14 protein-coding genes are annotated in these 20770 nt (G+C 42.8%); 7 read left to right on the forward strand and 7 right to left on the reverse strand.

Annotated elements, in window-relative coordinates; genetic code table 11:
• Positions 1-8 precede the first annotated feature (8 nt).
• Positions 9-1313: an NAD(P)/FAD-dependent oxidoreductase gene (locus ABMY41_RS06495; RefSeq protein WP_349274361.1), complete on the forward strand. Its 1305-nt coding sequence runs from the start codon at positions 9-11 to the stop codon at positions 1311-1313.
• A gap of 90 nt (positions 1314-1403) precedes the next feature.
• On the forward strand, positions 1404-1976 hold the full coding sequence (locus ABMY41_RS06500) for a manganese efflux pump MntP family protein (RefSeq protein WP_289097331.1): 573 nt from the start codon (positions 1404-1406) through the stop codon (positions 1974-1976).
• Here ABMY41_RS06500 and ABMY41_RS06505 read toward each other — a convergent pair.
• Together ABMY41_RS06505 and ABMY41_RS06510 are read right to left on the reverse strand one after the other, a co-directional pair.
• Entirely contained in the window at positions 1973-2113 is a 141-nt protein-coding gene (locus tag ABMY41_RS06505; RefSeq protein ID WP_289097333.1) for an EAL domain-containing protein, read from the reverse strand. The genes ABMY41_RS06500 and ABMY41_RS06505 overlap by 4 nt on opposite strands.
• Positions 2091-2213, reverse strand: coding sequence for a hypothetical protein (locus tag ABMY41_RS06510; RefSeq protein ID WP_289097334.1), 123 nt, complete (start codon positions 2211-2213; stop codon positions 2091-2093). Before ABMY41_RS06510 ends, ABMY41_RS06505 begins: the two co-directional genes overlap by 23 nt.
• Before the next feature lie 145 nt (positions 2214-2358).
• On the opposite strand from ABMY41_RS06510, the gene ABMY41_RS06515 reads away from it, so the two are divergent.
• The 3 genes from ABMY41_RS06515 (at position 2359) to ABMY41_RS06525 (ending at position 8516) form a co-directional block, all read left to right on the forward strand.
• Complete coding sequence (locus tag ABMY41_RS06515; protein WP_349274362.1) at positions 2359-3309, forward strand: diguanylate cyclase; 951 nt, start codon at positions 2359-2361, stop codon at positions 3307-3309.
• A gap of 52 nt (positions 3310-3361) precedes the next feature.
• Entirely contained in the window at positions 3362-6883 is a 3522-nt protein-coding gene (locus ABMY41_RS06520) for an ATP-binding protein (protein WP_349274363.1), read from the forward strand.
• A 127-nt stretch (positions 6884-7010) separates the two neighbouring features.
• Positions 7011-8516, forward strand: coding sequence for a DUF2235 domain-containing protein (locus ABMY41_RS06525; RefSeq protein WP_349274364.1), 1506 nt, complete (start codon positions 7011-7013; stop codon positions 8514-8516).
• 195 nt (positions 8517-8711) lie between these two features.
• Here the strand turns inward: ABMY41_RS06525 and ABMY41_RS06530 are convergent, their stop codons facing one another.
• The 5 genes from ABMY41_RS06530 to arfA all read right to left on the reverse strand — a co-directional run bounded on the left by ABMY41_RS06530 (position 8712) and on the right by arfA (position 17815).
• Positions 8712-9266, reverse strand: coding sequence for a transporter substrate-binding domain-containing protein (locus ABMY41_RS06530; protein ID WP_349274365.1), 555 nt, complete (start codon positions 9264-9266; stop codon positions 8712-8714).
• Between the two features lie 369 nt (positions 9267-9635).
• Positions 9636-12269: a glycosyl hydrolase family 18 protein gene (locus tag ABMY41_RS06535; RefSeq protein WP_349274366.1), complete on the reverse strand. Its 2634-nt coding sequence runs from the start codon at positions 12267-12269 to the stop codon at positions 9636-9638.
• A gap of 65 nt (positions 12270-12334) precedes the next feature.
• Entirely contained in the window at positions 12335-13942 is a 1608-nt protein-coding gene (locus ABMY41_RS06540) for a lytic polysaccharide monooxygenase (RefSeq protein ID WP_349274367.1), read from the reverse strand.
• Positions 13943-13994: 52 nt separating this feature from the next.
• Positions 13995-17159, reverse strand: a complete 3165-nt coding sequence (locus ABMY41_RS06545; protein WP_349274368.1) for a glycosyl hydrolase family 18 protein — start codon at positions 17157-17159, stop codon at positions 13995-13997.
• 464 nt (positions 17160-17623) lie between these two features.
• Positions 17624-17815: an alternative ribosome rescue factor ArfA gene (arfA, locus tag ABMY41_RS06550; RefSeq protein WP_175083096.1), complete on the reverse strand. Its 192-nt coding sequence runs from the start codon at positions 17813-17815 to the stop codon at positions 17624-17626.
• A 234-nt stretch (positions 17816-18049) separates the two neighbouring features.
• Between arfA and ABMY41_RS06555 the strand changes: the two genes are divergently transcribed.
• The gene (locus ABMY41_RS06555) at positions 18050-19927 is read left to right on the forward strand and encodes a monovalent cation:proton antiporter-2 (CPA2) family protein (RefSeq protein ID WP_349274369.1); all 1878 of its coding nucleotides are present in this window, start codon (positions 18050-18052) and stop codon (positions 19925-19927) included.
• 294 nt (positions 19928-20221) lie between these two features.
• Complete coding sequence (locus ABMY41_RS06560; protein ID WP_287244687.1) at positions 20222-20542, forward strand: hypothetical protein; 321 nt, start codon at positions 20222-20224, stop codon at positions 20540-20542.
• The last annotated feature ends 228 nt before the right edge of the window (positions 20543-20770 follow it).

The following is a 20770-nucleotide window of genomic DNA, read 5'->3' on the forward strand; positions in this document are numbered from 1 at the left end:
GCAACGTAATGATTAACCAACCTCCTAAAATCGTGATAATCGGTGGTGGCGCTGGTGGCTTAGAACTAGCAACACAATTAGGACACAAACTCGGGAAAAAACACCAAGCAGAGATACTTTTAATCGATAAAAACCGCAGCCATATTTGGAAGCCGTTACTTCATGAAGTAGCGACGGGGTCGATTGATGCCGATTTAGACGGCGTTGTATACTCAGCTCATGCAGCAAAACATCATTATAATTTTCAACTCGGCAGCTTTTGCCACTTAGATCAAACCAACAAAACCATCACTTTAAGTGAGTTAAAAGACGAACTTGGCCACCGTATTTTACCTGAGCGCCAAGTCAGTTATGACTACCTCGTACTTGCCATTGGCAGTGTTAGTAACGACTTTAATACCCCAGGTGTTAACAAGCACTGTTTTTACCTTGATTCAAACCAACAAGCTGAGCGCTTTCAGCATGCTCTACTCGATAACTTCACCCGCTTACATCAAGATGACGACCCTCAGCACTCCTTAACCATTGCCATAGTAGGTGGTGGTGCAACCGGGGTTGAGCTGTCGGCAGAGCTTTATCATGTATCAGACATGCTAAAAATGTATGGCCTTAATAAAATGACCGCTAAACGCTTACACATTGATTTAATTGAAGCGGGGCCTCGGATTTTGCCAGCATTACCCGAGCGAATTGCAAACTCAGCTAAGCGTGAACTGGTTAAATTAGGGGTAACGGTGCGCGAAGGCACGCAAGTAAAAGAGGCCACAGAAAACAGCTTTATCACCAAAAACGATGAACATATCAAAGCCGACATTATGGTTTGGGCTGCGGGTGTAAAAGCACCTGATTTCATTAAAGACATTGGTATCTTTGAACTTACCCGCAATAACCAAATTAAGGTGAACCAATATCTGCAAAGTAGCGTTAACGACGATATTTTTGTGATTGGTGATTGCTGTGCATTTACTCAAGAAGATGGCACGCAAGTGCCACCCAGAGCGCAATCGGCTCATCAAATGGCGCAATGTGTTGAAAAAAACCTTATAGCCACACTCAAAAACCAGCCTCTGAGTGCCTTTACCTACAGTGATCATGGCTCTTTAGTTAACTTGTCACGCTACAGCACAGTAGGCAGTTTAATGGGCAACCTAACCAGTAATAGCTTTTTTATAGAGGGTAAAATAGCGCGATTTATGTATATTTCGCTCTATCGTATGCATCAACGTGCCATCCATGGCAGTGCAAAAACCTTTGCACTGTGGATCAGCGAAAAAGTACTACGCGTTGTTAGGCCAAAAATGAAACTGCATTAGACATTATTCCTTTCCTTGATGAGCCGTAAATTAACCTACCTGTTTACGGCTCAGCCGCGTATAATGCCCACTTTTTGTGGGGCGCAAAAATTGAATATTATTACTTTAACCGTTTTATCGCTTGCTATGTCGACTGATGCTTTTGCAGCTTCAATCACCAAAGGCAGTACGCTTAAAAATCCTCGCGTTCTGAGTGCAATCAAGCTTGGTTTATTGTTTGGCTGTATCGAAGCTATCGCACCGATTGTTGGCTGGCTAATTGGCAGTGCCGGTGCAGATTACGTTGAAGCGTTTGATCACTGGATTGCCTTTGTGTTGTTAGTGGGTTTAGGCATCCATATGTTGCTTGAAAGTCGTAAAGAAGATGACGACGATGAAGAAGAAGTTACACCTAACACTAAGCGCTCTTTTATTGCCACATTACTAACCGCTATTGGCACCAGCATAGATGCGATGACAGTCGGTATTAGCCTTGCATTCATGAAAGTGAACATTTACTTAGCAGCCGCTATGATAGGCCTAGCAACCACAATTATGGTTACCATCGGCGCACTACTTGGTAATGTAATGAGTGGCTGGGTTGGCAAAAAGGCCGAAGCAATCGGAGGTGTTGCACTTATCTTTATCGGCTGTGGCATCCTATACAGCCACACCATGGCTTAACCTAACAGCTTATCAAACTCTTCTTTGGGCATGGGCTTATGAAAATAGTACCCTTGCCCAAGCTCGCAGCCTAAATCGATTAAACTATTTAAGTGTTGCTTTTCTTCAATACCTTCAGCCACAATTTGCAAATTCAAGGTATGCGCTAAGCGACTCGGCCATTATCATCAAACTAGTCGGCTCATCATCAACAACAAGCACTTTGCTGTGTGATTTTTCATGATGAGAAAAAAGCATATCCATCGCCTCTGCAAGTAGTACATAAAAAACTCTAGTCTTACCTCAGCAGACGCGCCAACATAAAAAATGATTTTTTAATTCTTTAATTGTAGAAAATCCCAAAATCCGATCTATGATTTATTTAACGCGTGGAGGGAATACTTTGCAACCGGAAGCTAGTCACAAAGATTTGAAGCTCAATAATTCTGTTATTTTGATTGTTGATGATGAACCAATTAATACAACAGTATTAGATAATTTGCTCTCACCCTACTATAAGACCCACACAACAGATTGCGGTGAGAACGTGCTGCACCTGTGCGAAACTCTAAATCCTGATTTAATACTGCTTGATGTGATGCTTGGCTCTATGAGCGGCCTAGATGTTTGCAAGCTATTAAAAAACCACTCCCTTTATAAAGACATTCCGGTGATATTTATTTCCGCCATTATGGATCAAGATGACCAAAATCGCTGCTGGCAAGCAGGTGCTGTCGATTTTGTAACAAAACCTGTTAACGGCGTTACCTTACTTAATCGCGTAAAAGCACATTTGACCCTAAAAATGCAAGCAGATTTACTCAAAAGTCTTTGTGAACACGACAGCCTAACAGGTTTAAACAACCGACGATTCTTACAAAACACCCTTGATCAAAACATTCGTTTAGCAGTTAGAAACGATAAAGCTCTTTCGGTTTTAATGCTCGATATTGATTATTTTAAACAATACAACGACTCTTTTGGTCATCAACAAGGTGACGAATGTTTAAAACGTGTTGCTGATGAAATCAAAAAAAGTGTTAATCGCCCAACTGATATCACTATCCGCTATGGTGGTGAAGAATTTTTATGTGTATTGCCAGACACCGATATTCAAGGGGCGCAATTTATTGCCCATAAGCTTTTGGCAAACATTCGTGAACTAAATATTGAACACCCACATGCAACCTCAGGAGTACTCTCTATTAGTATTGGTAGCGCAACTTTTTCTGGGCATGAAGCCATCGACACTGACGAACTAATTCGCTGTGCAGATAAAGCGCTCTATCAAGCCAAGCATCAAGGGAGAAACCGCTGTGTTTGTATACTTGCTGAACCCAGTTTTAGTTTTTAAGCTAAATCAAACCTTACTACCGACTCACGTTTTCGGTATGGAGGGCTAAACCATGGATTACGAAGTATTACACCAGAAAAAAGCGACAACCTCTGAAGGACGCTTTTTAGTGCCATTAGCGGTTGCTTTTATAGCCGCAATTATGTGCTCAGCAATTTTCTTTTTCGAACTACAACTTCATAAAAATATTAAAAACAGCGTTGCAGAAAGACTGAGAGAATCAAGCGCTACCGTAGATGTGCAAGTCCATGAAAAAATAAATAAATATAAAAACGATTTACAGTTTTTATATTCCACTCCACCTATAGCAGGACTTGCCAGAGCTGCAGCAAATGGTGGTAACGACCCCCTTGATAACACGACCTCAGAGCAATGGAAAAAACGTTTAGAAACGATATTCGTTGCATTTTTACAATCAAATTCTGAATTCGAGCAATTACGCATCATCAGCACCCAACAAGCAGGACAAGAACTGATCAGGGTAGACAAAGCTGCCGGTGGTATTGTTGTAAAAGCAGATAATCAGTTACAGGATAAAAGTGGCCGTGATTACTATCAGCAAAGTTCGCAATTGTCACAAGGTGATATGTATTTATCAGCAATAACACTTAACCGGGAATATGGAAAGCTCGATTATCCTTATAAGCCTATGCTACGAATAGCCTTACCCATCTTTGATGAGAATATGCAGCGCTATGGGCTGATTATTGCAAACATTAATACATCTCAGTTATTTGCATCTCTTAATGCGATGGTACAAGCACCAAACTCATTGATCCTAACAGACAGCGAAGGCTACTTTTTAGTTCACCCTAATGAAGACTTTCGCTTTAGCCGTGACTTAGCGCCGAATAAACGCTGGGACTCAGTATATAAACCTGAACCAGCCTATTTAGAAAATATACTTAGTATTAGCTCTAACTTTGCAGGTAAACAACAATACCAAGCTTTAACTAAGCGCATTCCATTTACTGGAGATTTAGAAACCGGGTTTATAGATGCCCACATTATGCTACCTCACTCTGAAATTAATGCGATGGAACGCGAGCAAAGGATCAGCACTTATGCATTTTTGTTGGGCGTATCTGCTTTTTTGGTGTTTGTACTTGGGTTTTTACATCGAAATTTAAAACGTAATCGCGAGCTTGCCGAAGCAAGAGCGGTGTCTTCAGCCATTATCAGCGGCTCAAAAGATGCCATTATTGCAATAAGTGATATAGGCCAAGTGTCTAGTTGGAATAAAGCAGCTACTGAGCTTTTTGGTTTTCAGAGGGAGCAAGTATTAGGGGTTGATATAAACAAGTTGAATCTATTTTCAAATATTAATATCCAAGAAATCTGCAGCTCCCTTAAAACCAATAGAAAACAACATGAAATTGAAGTCGACTATCAGCAAGCCAATCAACACACGACTCATTTAGCACTCGCTTTTTCAGCTATTTTTGATGAACACCACCAACACAACGGCACAGCCATACTCATTCGCGACATGACCGTAGAAAAAATTGCTAATGACAAAATTAAGCAAATAAATAACGAACTCGAAATTAAAGTTGCAAAAAGAACTGCCCAGCTAGAAAAAGCCAGCCAAGTTAAGAGCGCTTTTATATCCAATATCAGCCATGAAATGCGTACTCCTTTAAACGGCATTATCGGCACACTCAATTTAATTAAACGAGAGTCATTAACTAATCAACAGCAACATTATTTAGAAATGACCGAGGTAAGCGTTAATAGCTTAAATGTGCTCATTAACGACATTCTTGATTTATCAAAAATTGAGGCTGGCAAACTCGACTTGGATAAAAAAGCGTTCAACCCTATTAAGTTTTTTGAAAGTTTAAGTGGCAGTATGGCTGTTAAAGCCCAAGAGAAAAACCTTGAATTTATTTTAGATATTGCCGATGTTGAGTACAGTTCGATAGTTACTGATCCTCATCGTTACTCACAAGTGATTACCAATTTAATTAATAACGCAATTAAATTTACTAAAACGGGCTTTATAAAATTTACCGCCACAAGCAAACGACTTAGCGATGATAACGTTGAGCTATGCTGCACAATTCAAGATACCGGCATTGGTATTGCGCCTGAAAATCAAAATAAATTGTTTAGTGCTTTCACCCAAGCCGATAACAGTGTGGCTTCGCAATATGGAGGCACAGGGCTTGGTTTATCGATATGTAAGCAACTAGCTAGTTTACTGAATGGACAAATTTCCTTTGAATCAACCGAGGGGAAAGGGAGTACTTTCACATTTACCATTCAGTTAGACAGCCAAAATGTAAAAAAACGCCAACCAAGCAGCCGCTTAAAAGACAGCGTTTTTGCTGTGTCGGTCAAACAACCTGAGCTTGAACGAAGCCTAACAAAACTAATCTCTCATTGCGGTGGACAGCTCACGAATGTTGACCTAGAAAACTTTGAAATTAACGATAATATGACCTTTGATACGCTAATTTTAGAGCCTGGCAATCCGTTACTCGCAAAACTTGATAGCTATAGTGAAAATACCTATGACCATAGCCTGCCCTTTAAATTAGTGGTGCTTATAAACCCAACCGAACCACCACCGCAAGCTAAATTCTGCACCTTTATGCGCTTATCTAAACCTGTGCTTATGTCTGAGTTTTTACTTAAACTAGCTGATGAACGACTCATAAAAGAGCAGCCTGCTCAAGACACAATACCACTTCGTCGCGAGACTGATACGCAAATTCACATAGATGTTGATATTGCTGGAGCAAAAATCCTGATCGTTGATGATAACGATATAAATGCTGCAGTTGCCAAAGGCACATTAATGAGCTTAGCACTGCGCTTTGAAATGGCGTCGAATGGTCAGCAAGCCATTGAAATATTGGCCAGTGCACCTGAAGACGACCCATTTAACTGCGTATTAATGGACTGCCAAATGCCCGTGTTAAATGGCTATGATGCAGCAGCACAAATACGCAAAGGTGCTGGTGGAGAGTACCATAGCGAGATCCCAATTATTGCCATGACAGCCAATGCCATGCTCGGTGAGCGTAAAAAGTGCTTAAATGCAGGTATGAGCGATTACATCACAAAACCAATCAGTGCCGATAAGCTCATCACCACCACAGCAAAATGGGTTGCATCAACGTACCCTAAACATTATACAGCGCCAAAAACGATTGCTGTGCCTGAGGTAAATCAGTCGCCCGCTATACTGCAAGAAGAATTAATCGATGAAGAAAAACAGCATTGGAATCGCGAAGCTGCCCTCGGTCGTTTGATGAATAACGAGGTGCTATTAAACAAAGTGAGTAAGATGTTTTTAGAAAGCTCACATAAAAAAATAACGCTGCTAACACAAGCAATCAAAGACAAAGACTACTATGCGATTGCAACCACCAGCCATGCCCTAAAAGGGACCTGTGGCGATGTGGGTGCAGCCAAATTGCACCAGCACTTTACTGAGCTAGAGGTACTGGCCGCAAGTAAGGGCAATACGCTAAAAGATATTCAACTTAAGCTACTCGAAATCGAAAAAGACTACGAGATTTTGTTAGAAATTTTACAAAAGCATACCGTAGCTAGAGTCGGCTAATTTTATTAAGTGCAAATAAATGGGCTTTGAAAATCAAAGCCCATTTTTCATTAAAGCGCTGCATATTTGTCTTCTAATTTTCATAAAGTGGGAGTATGTTTATACAAACCACTAAAGGAATGACGCTATGACCGCTAAAACGCTGATTTTCAACTTTGATGGCACAGGCAGCGAGCCTCGTGATGCTGAACAATTCAGCGCTGCACACTTCAAAGAAGACGCCAGTATTTCTAATATTCTTAAACTTCATTTGCTTTTTGGTGGCGCACTCAATAGTGAACCCGAAACACCATTTCCAACTCAACTTAGCTTTTATTATCAGGGTATAGGCACCCAAGGTAGCCGCTTTCGACGTTTATTTAATCAAGCCCTTGCACCAAGAGGCGATGATGTTGCCAGCATTTTAAATCGTGCAATGAGCGACTTTAAAAGCTACTACACTGTAGGTGATAAAATACTTCTGACTGGCTTTAGCCGCGGTGCTGCTCTTGCTAGGCGCTTTGCCAAATGTTTAGAGCCACTTATTAGTGATGATGTTTACTTATGTGTATTTGATACCGTTGCATCTATTGGTTTTTCAAAAGTAACAAAAGCAACCCGCGGTGCTGAGCACGTTATTTTTGAAAACTACACACTAGCGAGCAATATAAAAGCAGCCCTTCATTGCGTAGCACTTGATGAAAAGCGCCGTGCATTTGAACCCACACTTATTAATAGTGCACCGCATGTACAAGAGATCTGGTTTGCGGGCGCTCATTCAGATGTGGGTGGTGGCTATTATCGTGATGGTTTAGCCGACATTTGCCTGCGCTATGCGATTGAGTGGCTGATAGAACAAACCGTTGCATTAAACTTACTTACCAGTGCGGATATCAATTACAACACCCTGCTCCCAGCAGAGCATCGTAATCTCATTGCTCAAGATGATGTCACCGTTACACCAGATCCATTGGCACTAAGCCATCAGCAAAACTATTTTTGGTTTAACCCTTTGTTTAAACTGGTAGATCGCGAATGCTGTGTATTGGTTGATAACGAACAAAGCGCGCTCACGCCAACTATTCATTACACTGTCGCAGAGCGTATTAATCGTTTAACAAGCTATCGCCCTGAATCGTTAAAGAGCCTTCACTACGACGTACTTTATAATGACGAAACTCGCTTAAGCTTTAAGGGTTTAAGCCCGCATATTGCGCTTGATAAACAAAATATGACGGTGCTGAGCATAGACGAAAGTAAAGATGTGTTTGTGTATGGCGCAGAAAAGTACAACCACACCGGCTTAATGTTAGAGCAAGGTGGTACTTACCGATTTACGCCTTATCCAGAGCAAACTTGGTATGACGACGGCATTAGTTGCGGCCCTGCGGGCTGGCACCGTGACAATATCCAACTTGGGGTGAAAGAAATCCCGATGGCCGTGCTTGAACCGTTTAGACGATTACCGCACGCACAATGGTTTGCGTTGATTGGCGCTATCGATAACAACGACGAGCATTTGTTTGAAATTGCTGAGGGTGCCGATATTCGGATTGCTAAATCAGGCGAGTTTTGCCCTTTTGCTAACGACCTAAACCGCTTTTATGGGGCGAATGCGGGGCGCATTAAATTGCGCGTAACTCGTTTGGGATAGTTTAGTGCTTAACATAGCGAGCGATGATCTCAGTTATCGCTTGCTGGTTGTTTAAAATTGCTGAGTTAATAGCCGCTCTGTCTTCTGCTAACAGGGTTGTTTCACTCAGCATAAAATAAACGCTGTCATTATTGACAATATACGGATGCAGCTCGATACCCTGCTGATTATTTTTTTGAATTAAATATAAACCAGCTAGTTCATCATCAACAAAAAAATCGACCCGCCTAGCAACTGCATAGCGAGGCGCTGACGTAAAGATGACACAGTAACGAGTTGTTCTTTATATTTTGCGTCTTCTTTCAAATGAGTGAAGTCAGGGCCAAAGTAACTACCACTGTTAGTTAAAATAACTTGCTGATGTTCGAGCAGCCCTTGTAAATCAAGAGATTCTAACCGGCCATGCGGGTACCAAAACAAGCGCATCACTTCATTACGGTAAGGCTCGGAAAAGAAACTAAAAGAGTCACGTTCTGTGCTATAGCTTGCTGCCGGTAGTAAATCGACTTTACCGTGCTTAAGCTCTGCAAAGCCCCGTTTAGATGAAGGCATAACAACGTATTTAGCGCAAAATCCTGCCTCTTTTAGCACTAAATTAACCACATCAATATCAATGCCGGTGAGCTTACCATTTTGTGTAAAAGCATAAGGTGCCCACTGCTGACTAATCCCCACTTTTAAGGTTTTATCGCAGCTAAAAGCCGAGTTACTTAATACAGCAACAAGTAAAAACAGCGCTTTTAACCCCATTAAGCCACCTTAATTTAAATACTTACAGATCATATTATTCAAGTATGGTTGATAATGTATGAAAGACCAATGTGTGAAGTGGGAAACCATAAGTTAGCGAGTTTCAAGGGGAAAGAGTAAAGTTACGAGATACGAGATACGAGTCTGTAGCAGAGATTTTACATCACGTCCTAGAACCCAGAACCTAGCGCCTTATGTTTTCATTCGCAGGCATGAAACTTGTTTCGCGCGTCTGACCGCTGAAGGCTGAAAGCTGAAAGCTTTGTTTCCCTTTTCCCCTTTCTAACTTCCCTCACAAAAAAGCAGCCATGCGGCTGCTTTGAAGGGAAATCACATTTTAATGATGGGCATTAAATGTGGTTATTACACTTAAAGTGCTTTCCATACATCTGCGACACCTGGCTCGTCTCCTTGAGTCCACCATTTCGCTTCGTATTTATTACCTTGGTGAGTGACTTGGTCGCCACCGTTATAGATACCCGCAGCTTGCCAGACAACATCACCATTTCCGCCGGTTGGTTGTGAACTTGCTTCCCATGGGCCGCCTAAATCAGGGCGCTCACCTTGTGTCCACCACTTAGCAGTGTATTCTACGCCATTATAAATCACCGTATCACCACCAACATAAGTCGCCGCTGCATCCCATGTGGTTTCACCATCTGGCGGAGTTGTTGTGCCAGAATCTGTCACGGTAACATTAAAGCTCACTGCTGTTGCTGTTTGACCATCGCTTACCGAAACCGATACAACATAACTAGTATCTGCATCAACGCTGCCCGCTTGTAAACTCACATCAGCACCTGAACCCACTAATGTTAAGCCTGCTGGCACTGTCCAGCTGTATGAAAGCGCATCGCCATCAGCATCAGATGCCGAAACAGCCACGTCCACACTCGCCTCTTCAGCCACTGTTTTATCTGCAATTGCCGCAACTACAGGGGCTTGGTTCTCGCCTGTCGTTGGTGCTACTACATTCACTGTAACGTTACGGCTTACACTTGCCTCGCCATCGCTCACACTGACAGTAACCGTGTATTGCGTATCCGCACTCACTGATGGCGCTGTGATTACAAGGGTATTTGAATTTTCACCGCTTACTGTTAATGCGCTGTCAGCTGTCCAGCTAAAGCTTAGTGGATCGTTATCAGCGTCAGTTGCCGATGCACTAACAGATACACTTTCGCCAGAGTTTACAGATACTGTGCTTGATACAGAAAGCACGGGCGCTCTATTGCTAGGCTCAGTGACTGTACCACCTAACCCCTCATGCATTGCATTAAGAATATCACCATTATCAGCATCAATTTCCCATGCAAATAGGCCACCTAGGTTATATTGATTCACATAAGCACCTTTTGCCAAAACTGAACGACGGTTATCGTATGTAATTAATTTACCGTTGCTACGATTCCATACATAAGCGGCTTCGGCTTGTTCGTCATAACCTGTTTCAAAGCCATTGATGCCATTTTCAGCAGCGCCCAACATGTAAGTTTTGATGCCTTTATAATCAATAACACCGTCTTCCCATACACCTTGCGCTGTAGTGCCTTTAAGTTTGCCATTACCAGGGGCTGTCATTGGGTTATCAGCGATAGTCGCGTTTTCTGGATAAACACCTTCCCAGCCACGGCCATACATAGCAGCACCTACCACGATTTTCTTCGATGGTACGTTTTGCGCAAGTAGATTTTGCACTGCATTATCAGTTGTATAAGCAGGACCTTTATATGGAACACCTTCTTCATCAACACCCGTGCCATCACACTGACCAACACGGAAATGCGATGAACAATAAAGCGCAGCCTGATGGCCCGTTACATTGCTCCATGCACCATAATAGTCGTAGCTCATTAAGAAAATGTAATCCATATATTGTTGAGCTTGTGAGTAGTCGACATCTTCAATTTTGTCGTAACCTGCACCAATCGCTGATGTTAACTCATACTCACGACCTGTCTCGGCTTCAAGCTTATCAAGCATCGCACGCAGCTCTTGCATTAACGCAACATATGCTGGGCCGTCAGCAACTGGGTCGCCTAAGTTTGGATTAGCACCCTGACCACCTGGGTATTCCCAGTCAATATCAACACCGTCGTAGAACTTCCACGTTCTTAAAAATTCTTCCATTGATGCCACAAACGTGTCGCGATTGGCTTTATCGGTAAAGTAAGCAAATGGGTCTGATAAAGTCCAACCACCTACTGATGGTAAAATTTTCAGATCAGGGTAACGCTGCTTTAACGCCATTAATTGCGAATACGTACCACGAATTGGGTCATTACTATCAACACCTGGTAGTGCTTTTTGAATCGCAGCCCATGGGTCGTGGATCACCACTTCAAAATCTTGCGAGCCTGCACACGCCGTATTTAGCGCGTTTTTAGGACCGCCAGTTAATGAGTCATTAGGTCCACAAATTGGAATAAACCCATACAAGATATGACTGAGGTTTTGCGCTGGAATATTAGTTACATCATAATCACGGCCATAAATACCCCATTCTACAAAGTAGGCACCGGTTACAAGACCGTCTTTGGTACCAATATCTTGGTTGTTTGGATCATAATCCATCGGCAATGGCGCTAAGTGACCGCCATCTGTATCGGCAATAACAATTGGCTTACCTTCACTGCGAGCACAGGTGGTACCGCCTTCACATAGTTCTACATATAATGTGTGACGACCTGCTTTATCATACGGGAAGCTAATAACACCACTTTTAGTGCCTGCTGCGAGCGAGCCTTCATTAACCAACATATCATCGAAGTACACTTTATAGCTGTCGCCGCCATCCCCACTCCATGCGTTCCATTCAATGCTGATAGTGACTTCATCAACGCGGTTCACCAAGCTCTTATATGAACCTGTACCTTCAAGATCAACCTCAACAAATGAGTACTCTTGTGGCTCCCAAATAATGGTTGGTGTTGAAGGAGCTGCATTCGCTGCACTTGCAAAGAGTGCAACACCAATGGCTGCGCTTAATTGTTTTATATTCATGATTCTCTCTTATCTGTTTTTATATAGCGTTACGCTGTTATTGATAAAGTTTGAACTACAAAACTTTAGATTTCTGTCCATACTTGGCTGGCACCCGGTACATCTCCTTGGGTCCACCACTGCGCTCGATAGCGCTGTCCTTGATAGGTTACTTCGTCGCCGCCTTGATAGGCTTTGCCGCTGTTCCACTCGATTGATGCACTGCCAGATTCAAGCTGCCATGCATCACTACTGTCTGGTTGTGCGCCTTGGTTCCACCATTTCGCACTGTAAACTCCGCCGTTAAAACTCACTTTATCGCCCGTGTTGTATTGGCTTGTGCTATTCCAAGCAGGCACGCTCGGATCAACAGGATCAGGGTCGACCACAGTGCTATTAAGCACAGTCACGGTAAAACTTACTTGACTTGTGAGCTCGCCATCTGACACAGATACACTTACGGTGTAGCTTGCATCAGCATCTACAGCGGGGGCGTTTAGCGTGATGTTGGCATCGCTACCCGTAAAGCTCAGTGGTGCAGGTACATCCCAGCTATAAGTTAAGGTGCTTTGCTGATCATCAAAGGCGTGCAGGTGTATCGCGGTGCTGCTCTCTTCTTCGACTTGAAGGTCACCTGGTTGATGAATAATTGGCGCGGTATTGTCAGGAGACGCTTGTACGCTTAGTGCAAAGCTGTAGTTTGCATTCGTTGTAAAGACTTGATTAGTCATTAAATCAGACGCATCAAAGGCAATATCTCCAGTGCTATTTTGCACGCCAATATTAACTAAGTGCGCGTAATTAAGGTTTAACAGCGCTGCAAATTCAGCCTGCCAATTAGCTTGATTATCAGCTGTGATCTGCATTTGTTGAGTAAGTAACTCTTGGCCATTTTCATCAAATAACCGAGCTGACACACTACCACCAACCTCAGCATCTTGTCCTTGACGAACAAAGTAGCTGATTACTGTCCAATCGCTTGGCTCTGCCGGGGTCGCATCGCTAACGATATTGATATCGCTACAGTTGTAGAAGCCTTCGCCACCGGCATCATCTCGTTGCCAACGCGTATATAATATGGCATCGCCACTGCGCCCTTGTGAAATCGACACGCTCATTTCATAGTAACGGTCGTTGTTAGCGTCAATGCTAAAATCAAGATTACCGTACTCTTCAACAAGCTCTAGGTCATCCCAAGTAAGCACTTGAGTCGCACTATCAAAGCCCGGTTTTGTTAAATAAAACTGCCAAAAACTCGGGTTATGCGGCGTACTTGCTAAAAAGCGCACTAAAATATCGCCATTTGCATTAGGAATAACCTCACTGCGTTGCCAATGCGCTGAAGGTAAATCCATACCGCGTTTTTCAGGGTCGCCTGCGGCACATAATCGGCCATCAGGTACACTTTGTTTTACTGCATCAAGGTCAGTGTAATTAACCGTATTTGCCGAGTATTCAATATCTTGCACAAACTGCACATGTCCTGCTTCAACAAACGCTGCGCGACAAGCAAGATTAGGAATACCCGAGCCATCCGCAGGCCACCAGTAACCGCCATCGGCATTACAAAATGCTTGGCGTGCCTTCGGGCTTTCTAAGAATCCGTGGGCATTCACATGGCTTGATGCACAGGCAATCAGCATGCTGGTTGCCACTGCCGATAAAGACAATGCCTTTGATTTCATTACTTTCATTGTTGTTCTCGCTGTAGAAATGCGGAGCAAAGTCCTTGCTCCGCTTAGTTGGTTAAAGCGTGCAACTCACTGTCCAGTCAGCAGATGTGCCTGGCTCTGTGCTCGTCCACCACTTTGCTTCGTAAATCACATTGTTGTGATTCATTAGGTCGCCGCCAACAGCATGGCTTGGGTTACCAGCCCAGTCAGTTTGCGGCCAATTTGGATACACAGGGATGCTTGCTACATCAACACCGTTACAGTTTTCCTCGCCCCCCATATCACCACCGGTGTCACCGCCAGTATTACCACTGCCAGCTGTGCCATCTGGTAGCATTGGGTATTCGTATTTGAAGGCGTAGGTTTTGCCATTTTTCTCAATTGTGAAGTTAGATGGGCCCGTAATTGGCATGTAGTACATAACTTGCGCCTCAACGGTTTCACCAGTGTTAAACGACTTTTCGATACCGCCCCACTCATTCACTAAGGTGATTGAAAAACGATGGAACTCATTTTCAAAGCCGCCGATATTATCGCCAGCTGCATTCGAGCCATTCGCTTCTACAGCCATACCGAGCTTTTCTTGTGCATTCCAATTTGATTTGAAAATTGCCGAGGTAGAAACGGGCACATCAAAGCTGATTTTCGCGCCGCTTAAGTCGATATCTGAGTTATTCGTGAATGCGAATGTTGGTGAAATCGGATAGTTATCATCACCAATTGGGAAATCTTTCACTGTAAAGCTTACGTCAACAGCTTCGCTTGGCAGGGTAAAATCGACATTACCTTGATGAGTGTTGTAAGCCACACCACTTTGGTTAAATTTATCGTAAGCAAGTGTGGTTAAGCTTGAGCCCATGAAGTACTCACCTTTCGCTGAGTCATAATCATAGTCACCGGCAAGCTCCCAGAACATGATGCCGCCAAGGCCATTGTTGATAACATAATCAACTTTGGTTGCCATTGATTGCTCATCTTCAATTGATAAGAAAACCTTTTTCTCTGCATTCCAAAGCCATGGAGCAACTGCTACATCATCGTAGTAACGTGTGTAAGTACCTGTTAACACATCATCTGCATCGGTTTCTGGCGTTAGACCATAGATTTCAAGGTAAGAAGGGTTAATGCCGTTTTCGAGATTTTTCGCATGCCATAGTGGGTTCGAACCTGCTGGCATTTCTTCACCCACATCGTTCTTATCGTGCCATAGGTTATCTATGCCAAGTGCACCATTACCGCATTGGTTTTTCTCACCAACGCCAGTCCCTTTCGCACATTTTGATTGATCTGGCAGCGCTGCTTGGCCCCATAAACCATTAGTACCACCCGACACATCTTTAAAGCCACGAGTGTAATATGGAATACCAATATTGATTCGACCCGCAGAAACCGCGCCGCGGAAATAACGCACAGCCCAATCCGTATTTAAGTAACCAATTCCTTCAAACTCAGCGGTGGTATAAACGCCCCATTGCGCTAATTCAGAATCAAGACCGGTATCAAACAAGGCTGCGTTATGGCCTACATGTGAATTCCATGCACCATGTAAGTCATAAGACATAATGTTAACGTAATCGAGATACTTCACGCTTTGGAATGTTTCCATGCCACGTAATAAGTAACCTGAAGATGGCGAAGCAATCGTTAACAAGTAATGCTTACCCGCCTTTTCACCTGCAATATCAAGTTCTTCACGTAGTTTTTGCATCAATACTCGATACGAGGCATTAAGGCCTGCGCGACGCGCATTAGAGATAGGAAAATCATCAGGGTGGCCTGAGTCATTCATTGACGATGGGTATTCGTAATCAATATCGACACCATCAAAACCGTAGGTTTCAATAAACTCAACGGCACTTTTCGCAAAGGCATCAATCCCCGCTTGGTTCACTGAGCCATCGGCATTGGTTGTCATCGTGTAGAAACCACCGCTGTTTACGCGAGTACCGTCTTCACCAAAATAACCACCTGTTTCAGCCCAGCCACCTACAGAGATTAAGGTTTTTACATCTGGGTGTTGTTTTTTGAATTTATTGAGTAAGTTAAAGTGACCTGTGTAACTAAAACTTGGATCCATTTCAGCGCCTGTAACGCCCGGCCAAGTCATGTTTGTCGCTGGGTTGCCAGCTGCATTTGGATCACCAATCGAGACCTTGTTATTGCCATCAACATGCGCAAAGGCATAGTTAATATGGGTGATCTTGTCCCAAGGGATATCATTCACTAAGTAGCTTGGCTGACCATTGGCGCCATTTCGCCAACTCGTAAAATAACCAATAACTCGGCGTGGATGATCGGCGCCCATTTTCTCGCGGCCATTTTCATCATACACGCTACAGTATGGGGTATTGACACCCGGTGTTTGGTATAAGCCTTGTGGTTTACAATCTGTACCTGGTTCTGTTGCTTCAACAACATTAACAACTTTGCTTTGTGTATCCGTCGCGCCTTCGTTATCGGTTACCGTTAAGGTAAATGAAAATTGCCCAAGTGCTGGAGCCTGCCACGTATAACTTGAAGAAGCGGCACTTGCTTGATGAACTTCAGTGTTGTTTTCAGTTAACGATAACGCAGTCACTTGGCCATCGCTATCAGTGCCAGAAAGCGCAAACACCACACTGTCACCCACAGTTACTTGTGATGGCAGTGAGCTAAATTCAATGCTTGCCACTGGCGCTTGGTTAACCGGCTCAACGTCATCAGACACACTCACTGAATGTGCAACCGCTGTAGAGGTTAGCCCTAAATCATCCGTTGCGACCGCGCTAATCACATGGCTGCCTTGCGTTGCTTGCCAGCTCGCTGAATAAGGTGCGCTTGTCACAACACCCAGCGATGTACCATCAACAAAAAACTCAACACTTGCCACGCTGCCATCAGGGTCAGCGGCGACAGCGCTTATGACAACGCTGTCACTAGTGGTAAATAAAGAACCCTCTGCGGGTGTTAAGCTGCTAATTTGAGGTGCTTGATTCTCATTGACAACGCTGTCACAAACACCCAATAAACGCCACTCTTGATCGACACCAGAAGTCTCCACAGGGTTGGTTTGCGTCCACCACTTAGCTTCATAAGCGCTACCTTGTGCCTGAACCCGATCACCACCAACATGAGTTTGCCCTTGTTGCCACACTTCTAAGTTGCTGCAATCAATCGCAGCCTGTGCTGTAAAGCCGTATAAACCTAGTGACAGCGCACTCAGTTTAAAGGCATTTTTTATTAATTTATGCGAGCTCATTCGCTCCCTCCGCCCAAAGTTTTAATAACATTTATTTTACAAATCCAACCTTAAAGTAACACAAAGCGCTATTACGTCAAGCTTGCATTTACCTATAAAGGGTAAAAAAAACACACTTTTTGATGTATGATTTAGTTAAAAACACTAAAAAAGAATTAATTATTTTTATCGAAAAGCAAAAACGAGAGTGATTCTACCGAGTAAAAATAAACATAAAATTAACAATATTTTAACCACGAAAAGCACGCCACTCCTAGTTTGTATAAAAAACAGGCAGCACTTGTGTGAGGCTAGGCGAAAATAATTATCGTATCGATTATGGGTATATAACGAATAAATTAGTTTTCAGGTAAAAATTTCTATAAAAATTGAGTGAAAATTATTCTTAACACGAAATTTAGTCATAAAAAAAGCAAACACTCAGTGTTTGCTTTTCACAAAAATCCTATTTGATCACAACTTAATTAAGCAGCGATTAAATAGGACTCTCGTCCTGCATGTTTTGCCTTACGTTGATATGCACCTTTACCTTTTTTAGGTTTCTCTACTTTTGCTGTGAACAGCTTAGATGTCACCATTGCGGCGTACACATTATCGTTAATTACACCACGACCAGTATCAACTAGGCCTTGTGTACGTTGTTTCTTTTTGCTCATTTTTTGCTCCTATTTAAAGTGTTGCGAGTATATACCTAGCCTAGCGCTACGCAAGTATTTTTAAGGAAAAAACGATGATTTTTTACCCCTTATTTTGTCTTACTCGTTTTGACTAAACACCATGCCTTGTTGTCATTTTACTGACTAAATTCGTATTTTGATTGCATTCACTACCTAACTGCTGGCAAAACTAGCGAAAACAATCATAGTTAATTAAAAACAAACAGGATTACGATGACTGACTTACTCTTAATCGCCTATATATTCCTCATTGCAGGCATTATCGCCGTGCCTATTGCCAGTAAATTTGGGCTTGGCTCAGTACTTGGCTACTTACTCGCAGGTATTGTTATTGGGCCAACACTGACATTTTTAAATGTTGATGTGATTGCCATCCAGCATTTTGCTGAGTTTGGTGTGGTAATGATGCTGTTTATTGTTGGTTTAGAGCTTGAACCCAAAGCGCTTTGGTCAATGCGAAAACAGCTTATTGGCCTTGGTGGCGGACAAGTGATTTTATCAGCTGCCGCGTTTACTGGGATTGGTTTAGCATTTGGCCATGCTTGGCAAACAGCACTTACAATAGGCTTAATATTATCGCTTTCATCGACCGCTATTGTACTGCAAACGCTTTCAGAGCGCGGGCTATTAAAATCAGATGGCGGCCAAGCCTCATTTAGCGTATTACTCACCCAAGATATAGCCGTTATTCCTATGCTTGCGTTTATTCCCTTGCTTGCTTTACCTGAATTAGCACCCGCCATTGCAGATACAGCCCATGCAAGCGAAGACGGTCATGGTGGCTTGAGTTTGGTAGCAAACCTTGAGAGCTGGCAAGCAGCGCTGGTTACTTTAGGTATGATTGCGCTCGTCGTTTTTGGCGGTAACTACTTAACCGCACCGATTTTTAGATTTGTAGCACTTGCACGGCTTCGCGAGTTATTTACCGCTACAGCCCTATTCTTTGTTATAGGTATCGCTTTAATGATGTCGTTAGTTGGCTTATCACCTGCACTTGGCACCTTTTTAGCAGGTGTTGTGCTTGCAAATTCACCTTATAAACATGAGCTTGAAAGTAATATCGATCCCTTCAAAGGGCTATTACTAGGTCTATTTTTTATTACCGTTGGTGCGAGCATCAATTTTCAATTACTCGCAGATAACCTAGCTACCATCGTGCTATTAACCGGCGCACTGATTGCAACTAAAACAGTTGTGCTATTAATTTTAGGCCGCATTTTTGGCTTAAGAGGCGCCGCACTTTGGTTGTTAGCACTAGGGCTTGCACAAGCTGGTGAGTTTGGTTTTGTACTACTTGCTTACAGTGTGTCTAATAATGTTTTAGCCGCAGCCGTTGCCGACCAACTATTACTGGTTGTGACCTTATCAATGCTGCTTTCGCCGGGGTTATTTATTCTCTATCAACGTGTGATAGCACCACGCTTTATTTGTGAGCAAGCAGGAAAAGAAACAGAAGAGTTCCCTGATGATAGCCATGTGATCATCGCAGGCTCAGGCAGAATGGGTGGACTTGTTGACCGTATTTTACAAGCTGGCGGCTATAAAACCACCGTGATTGATTACAACTACAAACAACTTGAGGCCCTTGAGCGTGTTGGTATTCGTAACTTTTTTGGTGATGCCACTCGACCAGATCTACTCAGTGCTGCAGGCATTGAAGATGCAAAACTGCTGGTTGTTGCACTTGATGATGCCGAACAAATAACTAAATTAGTTCGTTACGCGATGCAAAATTATCCGCATTTACATGTTGTTGCCCGCGCTGTAGACCGCCATCATGTATACGATTTATGGGCTTACGGTTCTCGAGATATTATTCGCGAAACTTACGACAGCACTATGCGTATGGGCCGTTCAGCCTTTGAAGCACTTGGTATTGAGCGAGAAAAAGCCCAAGAAATGGTCGATATTTTCAGTGAGTTTGATAAAGAAATGCTACGAGAAGCTGCCGATGTCTACGAGATCGGCGTGCCATTCGAAGAAAACCATGCCTATATCGAACGTATCACCAAATTATTCGATGAAAAAGAACCCGAAATAAAACAACAAATGCGCGAGATATGCGAGCGAGTGGTTAGTAGTTCGAAATAGCAAAAATATTACAATTATGGAGGAGGTGTTTTCACTTCCTCTTTTTCTTCTCATTAACTTCTCTTTGTGAAAATAATTTGAACCACAGGGAACACAGAGGCGCTTCGCGCTACACAGAGAAACCAAAAACTCTCAAAGAGGCTGCGCATTGAATAAGATAAAACGCGATATAAAATCGCTGCCACAGACTCGCATCTCGCAAACTTTCCCCTTGCAACTTTCCCCTTGCAACTTTATTCTCGTAACTTACCGAAATATATAGGTATTAAATAATGTAATAAGGAGTATTACAGTATGGAAACGCTTAATAAAAAGGAAAAGCTGCTATCTATTTTGTTCGGATTGGCAGCAGCTATTAATTTAACTGTCGGTATTTATTTGCTTATATTACAAGGCCTAGACTGGTTAGAGTTCATTAGTTGTCTAGCAATTTCACTTATAATTTTAGCGGGTAGCTTAAACCCAAAGCTATTCTTTAAACCGGTAAAAAAATTATTTTCACCACACTTCACTTTAGAGCCAATAATTAATTCGACTGTCTACTACACAATTATAGTTGCAGGTTGGATTTTGTTATTTGGAAGCATTCTACTAAATAGATTTTGGAGTGCTTAAATGCATATGAAAACTCAAAAAAGCGAAATAAAACGCGATATAAAATCGCTTATATGGACTCCTCCGATTGCACAAGCCTTTTTTTACATTAAGCTGATGTGATTGCGTACTTATATACGGGCTCTGATGAGGCGCTGCTAAAGACTCGCATCTCGCACCTCGAAACTTTCCCCTTGCAACTCTCTAATTAAAGACAGCTGTCATTAATTAGAGCGACAAATGTCGGAT

Source organism: Pseudoalteromonas sp. BZA4, assembly GCF_040104395.1.
In the GTDB taxonomy this organism is placed as follows: Bacteria; Pseudomonadota; Gammaproteobacteria; order Enterobacterales; family Alteromonadaceae; genus Pseudoalteromonas.

What these genes read in the sequence shown, in the direction of transcription:
- ABMY41_RS06525 (WP_349274364.1), top strand. Translation starts at nt 7,011, where the DNA reads ATGACCGCTAAAACGCTGATTTTCAACTTTGATGGCACAGGCAGCGAG.
- ABMY41_RS06540 (WP_349274367.1), bottom strand. Translation starts at nt 13,942, where the DNA reads ATGAAAGTAATGAAATCAAAGGCATTGTCTTTATCGGCAGTGGCAACC.
- ABMY41_RS06530 (WP_349274365.1), bottom strand. Translation starts at nt 9,266, where the DNA reads ATGGGGTTAAAAGCGCTGTTTTTACTTGTTGCTGTATTAAGTAACTCG.
- ABMY41_RS06555 (WP_349274369.1), top strand. Translation starts at nt 18,050, where the DNA reads ATGACTGACTTACTCTTAATCGCCTATATATTCCTCATTGCAGGCATT.
- ABMY41_RS06510 (WP_289097334.1), bottom strand. Translation starts at nt 2,213, where the DNA reads ATGCTTTTTTCTCATCATGAAAAATCACACAGCAAAGTGCTTGTTGTT.
- ABMY41_RS06495 (WP_349274361.1), top strand. Translation starts at nt 9, where the DNA reads ATGATTAACCAACCTCCTAAAATCGTGATAATCGGTGGTGGCGCTGGT.
- ABMY41_RS06560 (WP_287244687.1), top strand. Translation starts at nt 20,222, where the DNA reads ATGGAAACGCTTAATAAAAAGGAAAAGCTGCTATCTATTTTGTTCGGA.
- ABMY41_RS06545 (WP_349274368.1), bottom strand. Translation starts at nt 17,159, where the DNA reads ATGAGCTCGCATAAATTAATAAAAAATGCCTTTAAACTGAGTGCGCTG.
- ABMY41_RS06535 (WP_349274366.1), bottom strand. Translation starts at nt 12,269, where the DNA reads ATGAATATAAAACAATTAAGCGCAGCCATTGGTGTTGCACTCTTTGCA.
- ABMY41_RS06520 (WP_349274363.1), top strand. Translation starts at nt 3,362, where the DNA reads ATGGATTACGAAGTATTACACCAGAAAAAAGCGACAACCTCTGAAGGA.
- arfA (WP_175083096.1), bottom strand. Translation starts at nt 17,815, where the DNA reads ATGAGCAAAAAGAAACAACGTACACAAGGCCTAGTTGATACTGGTCGT.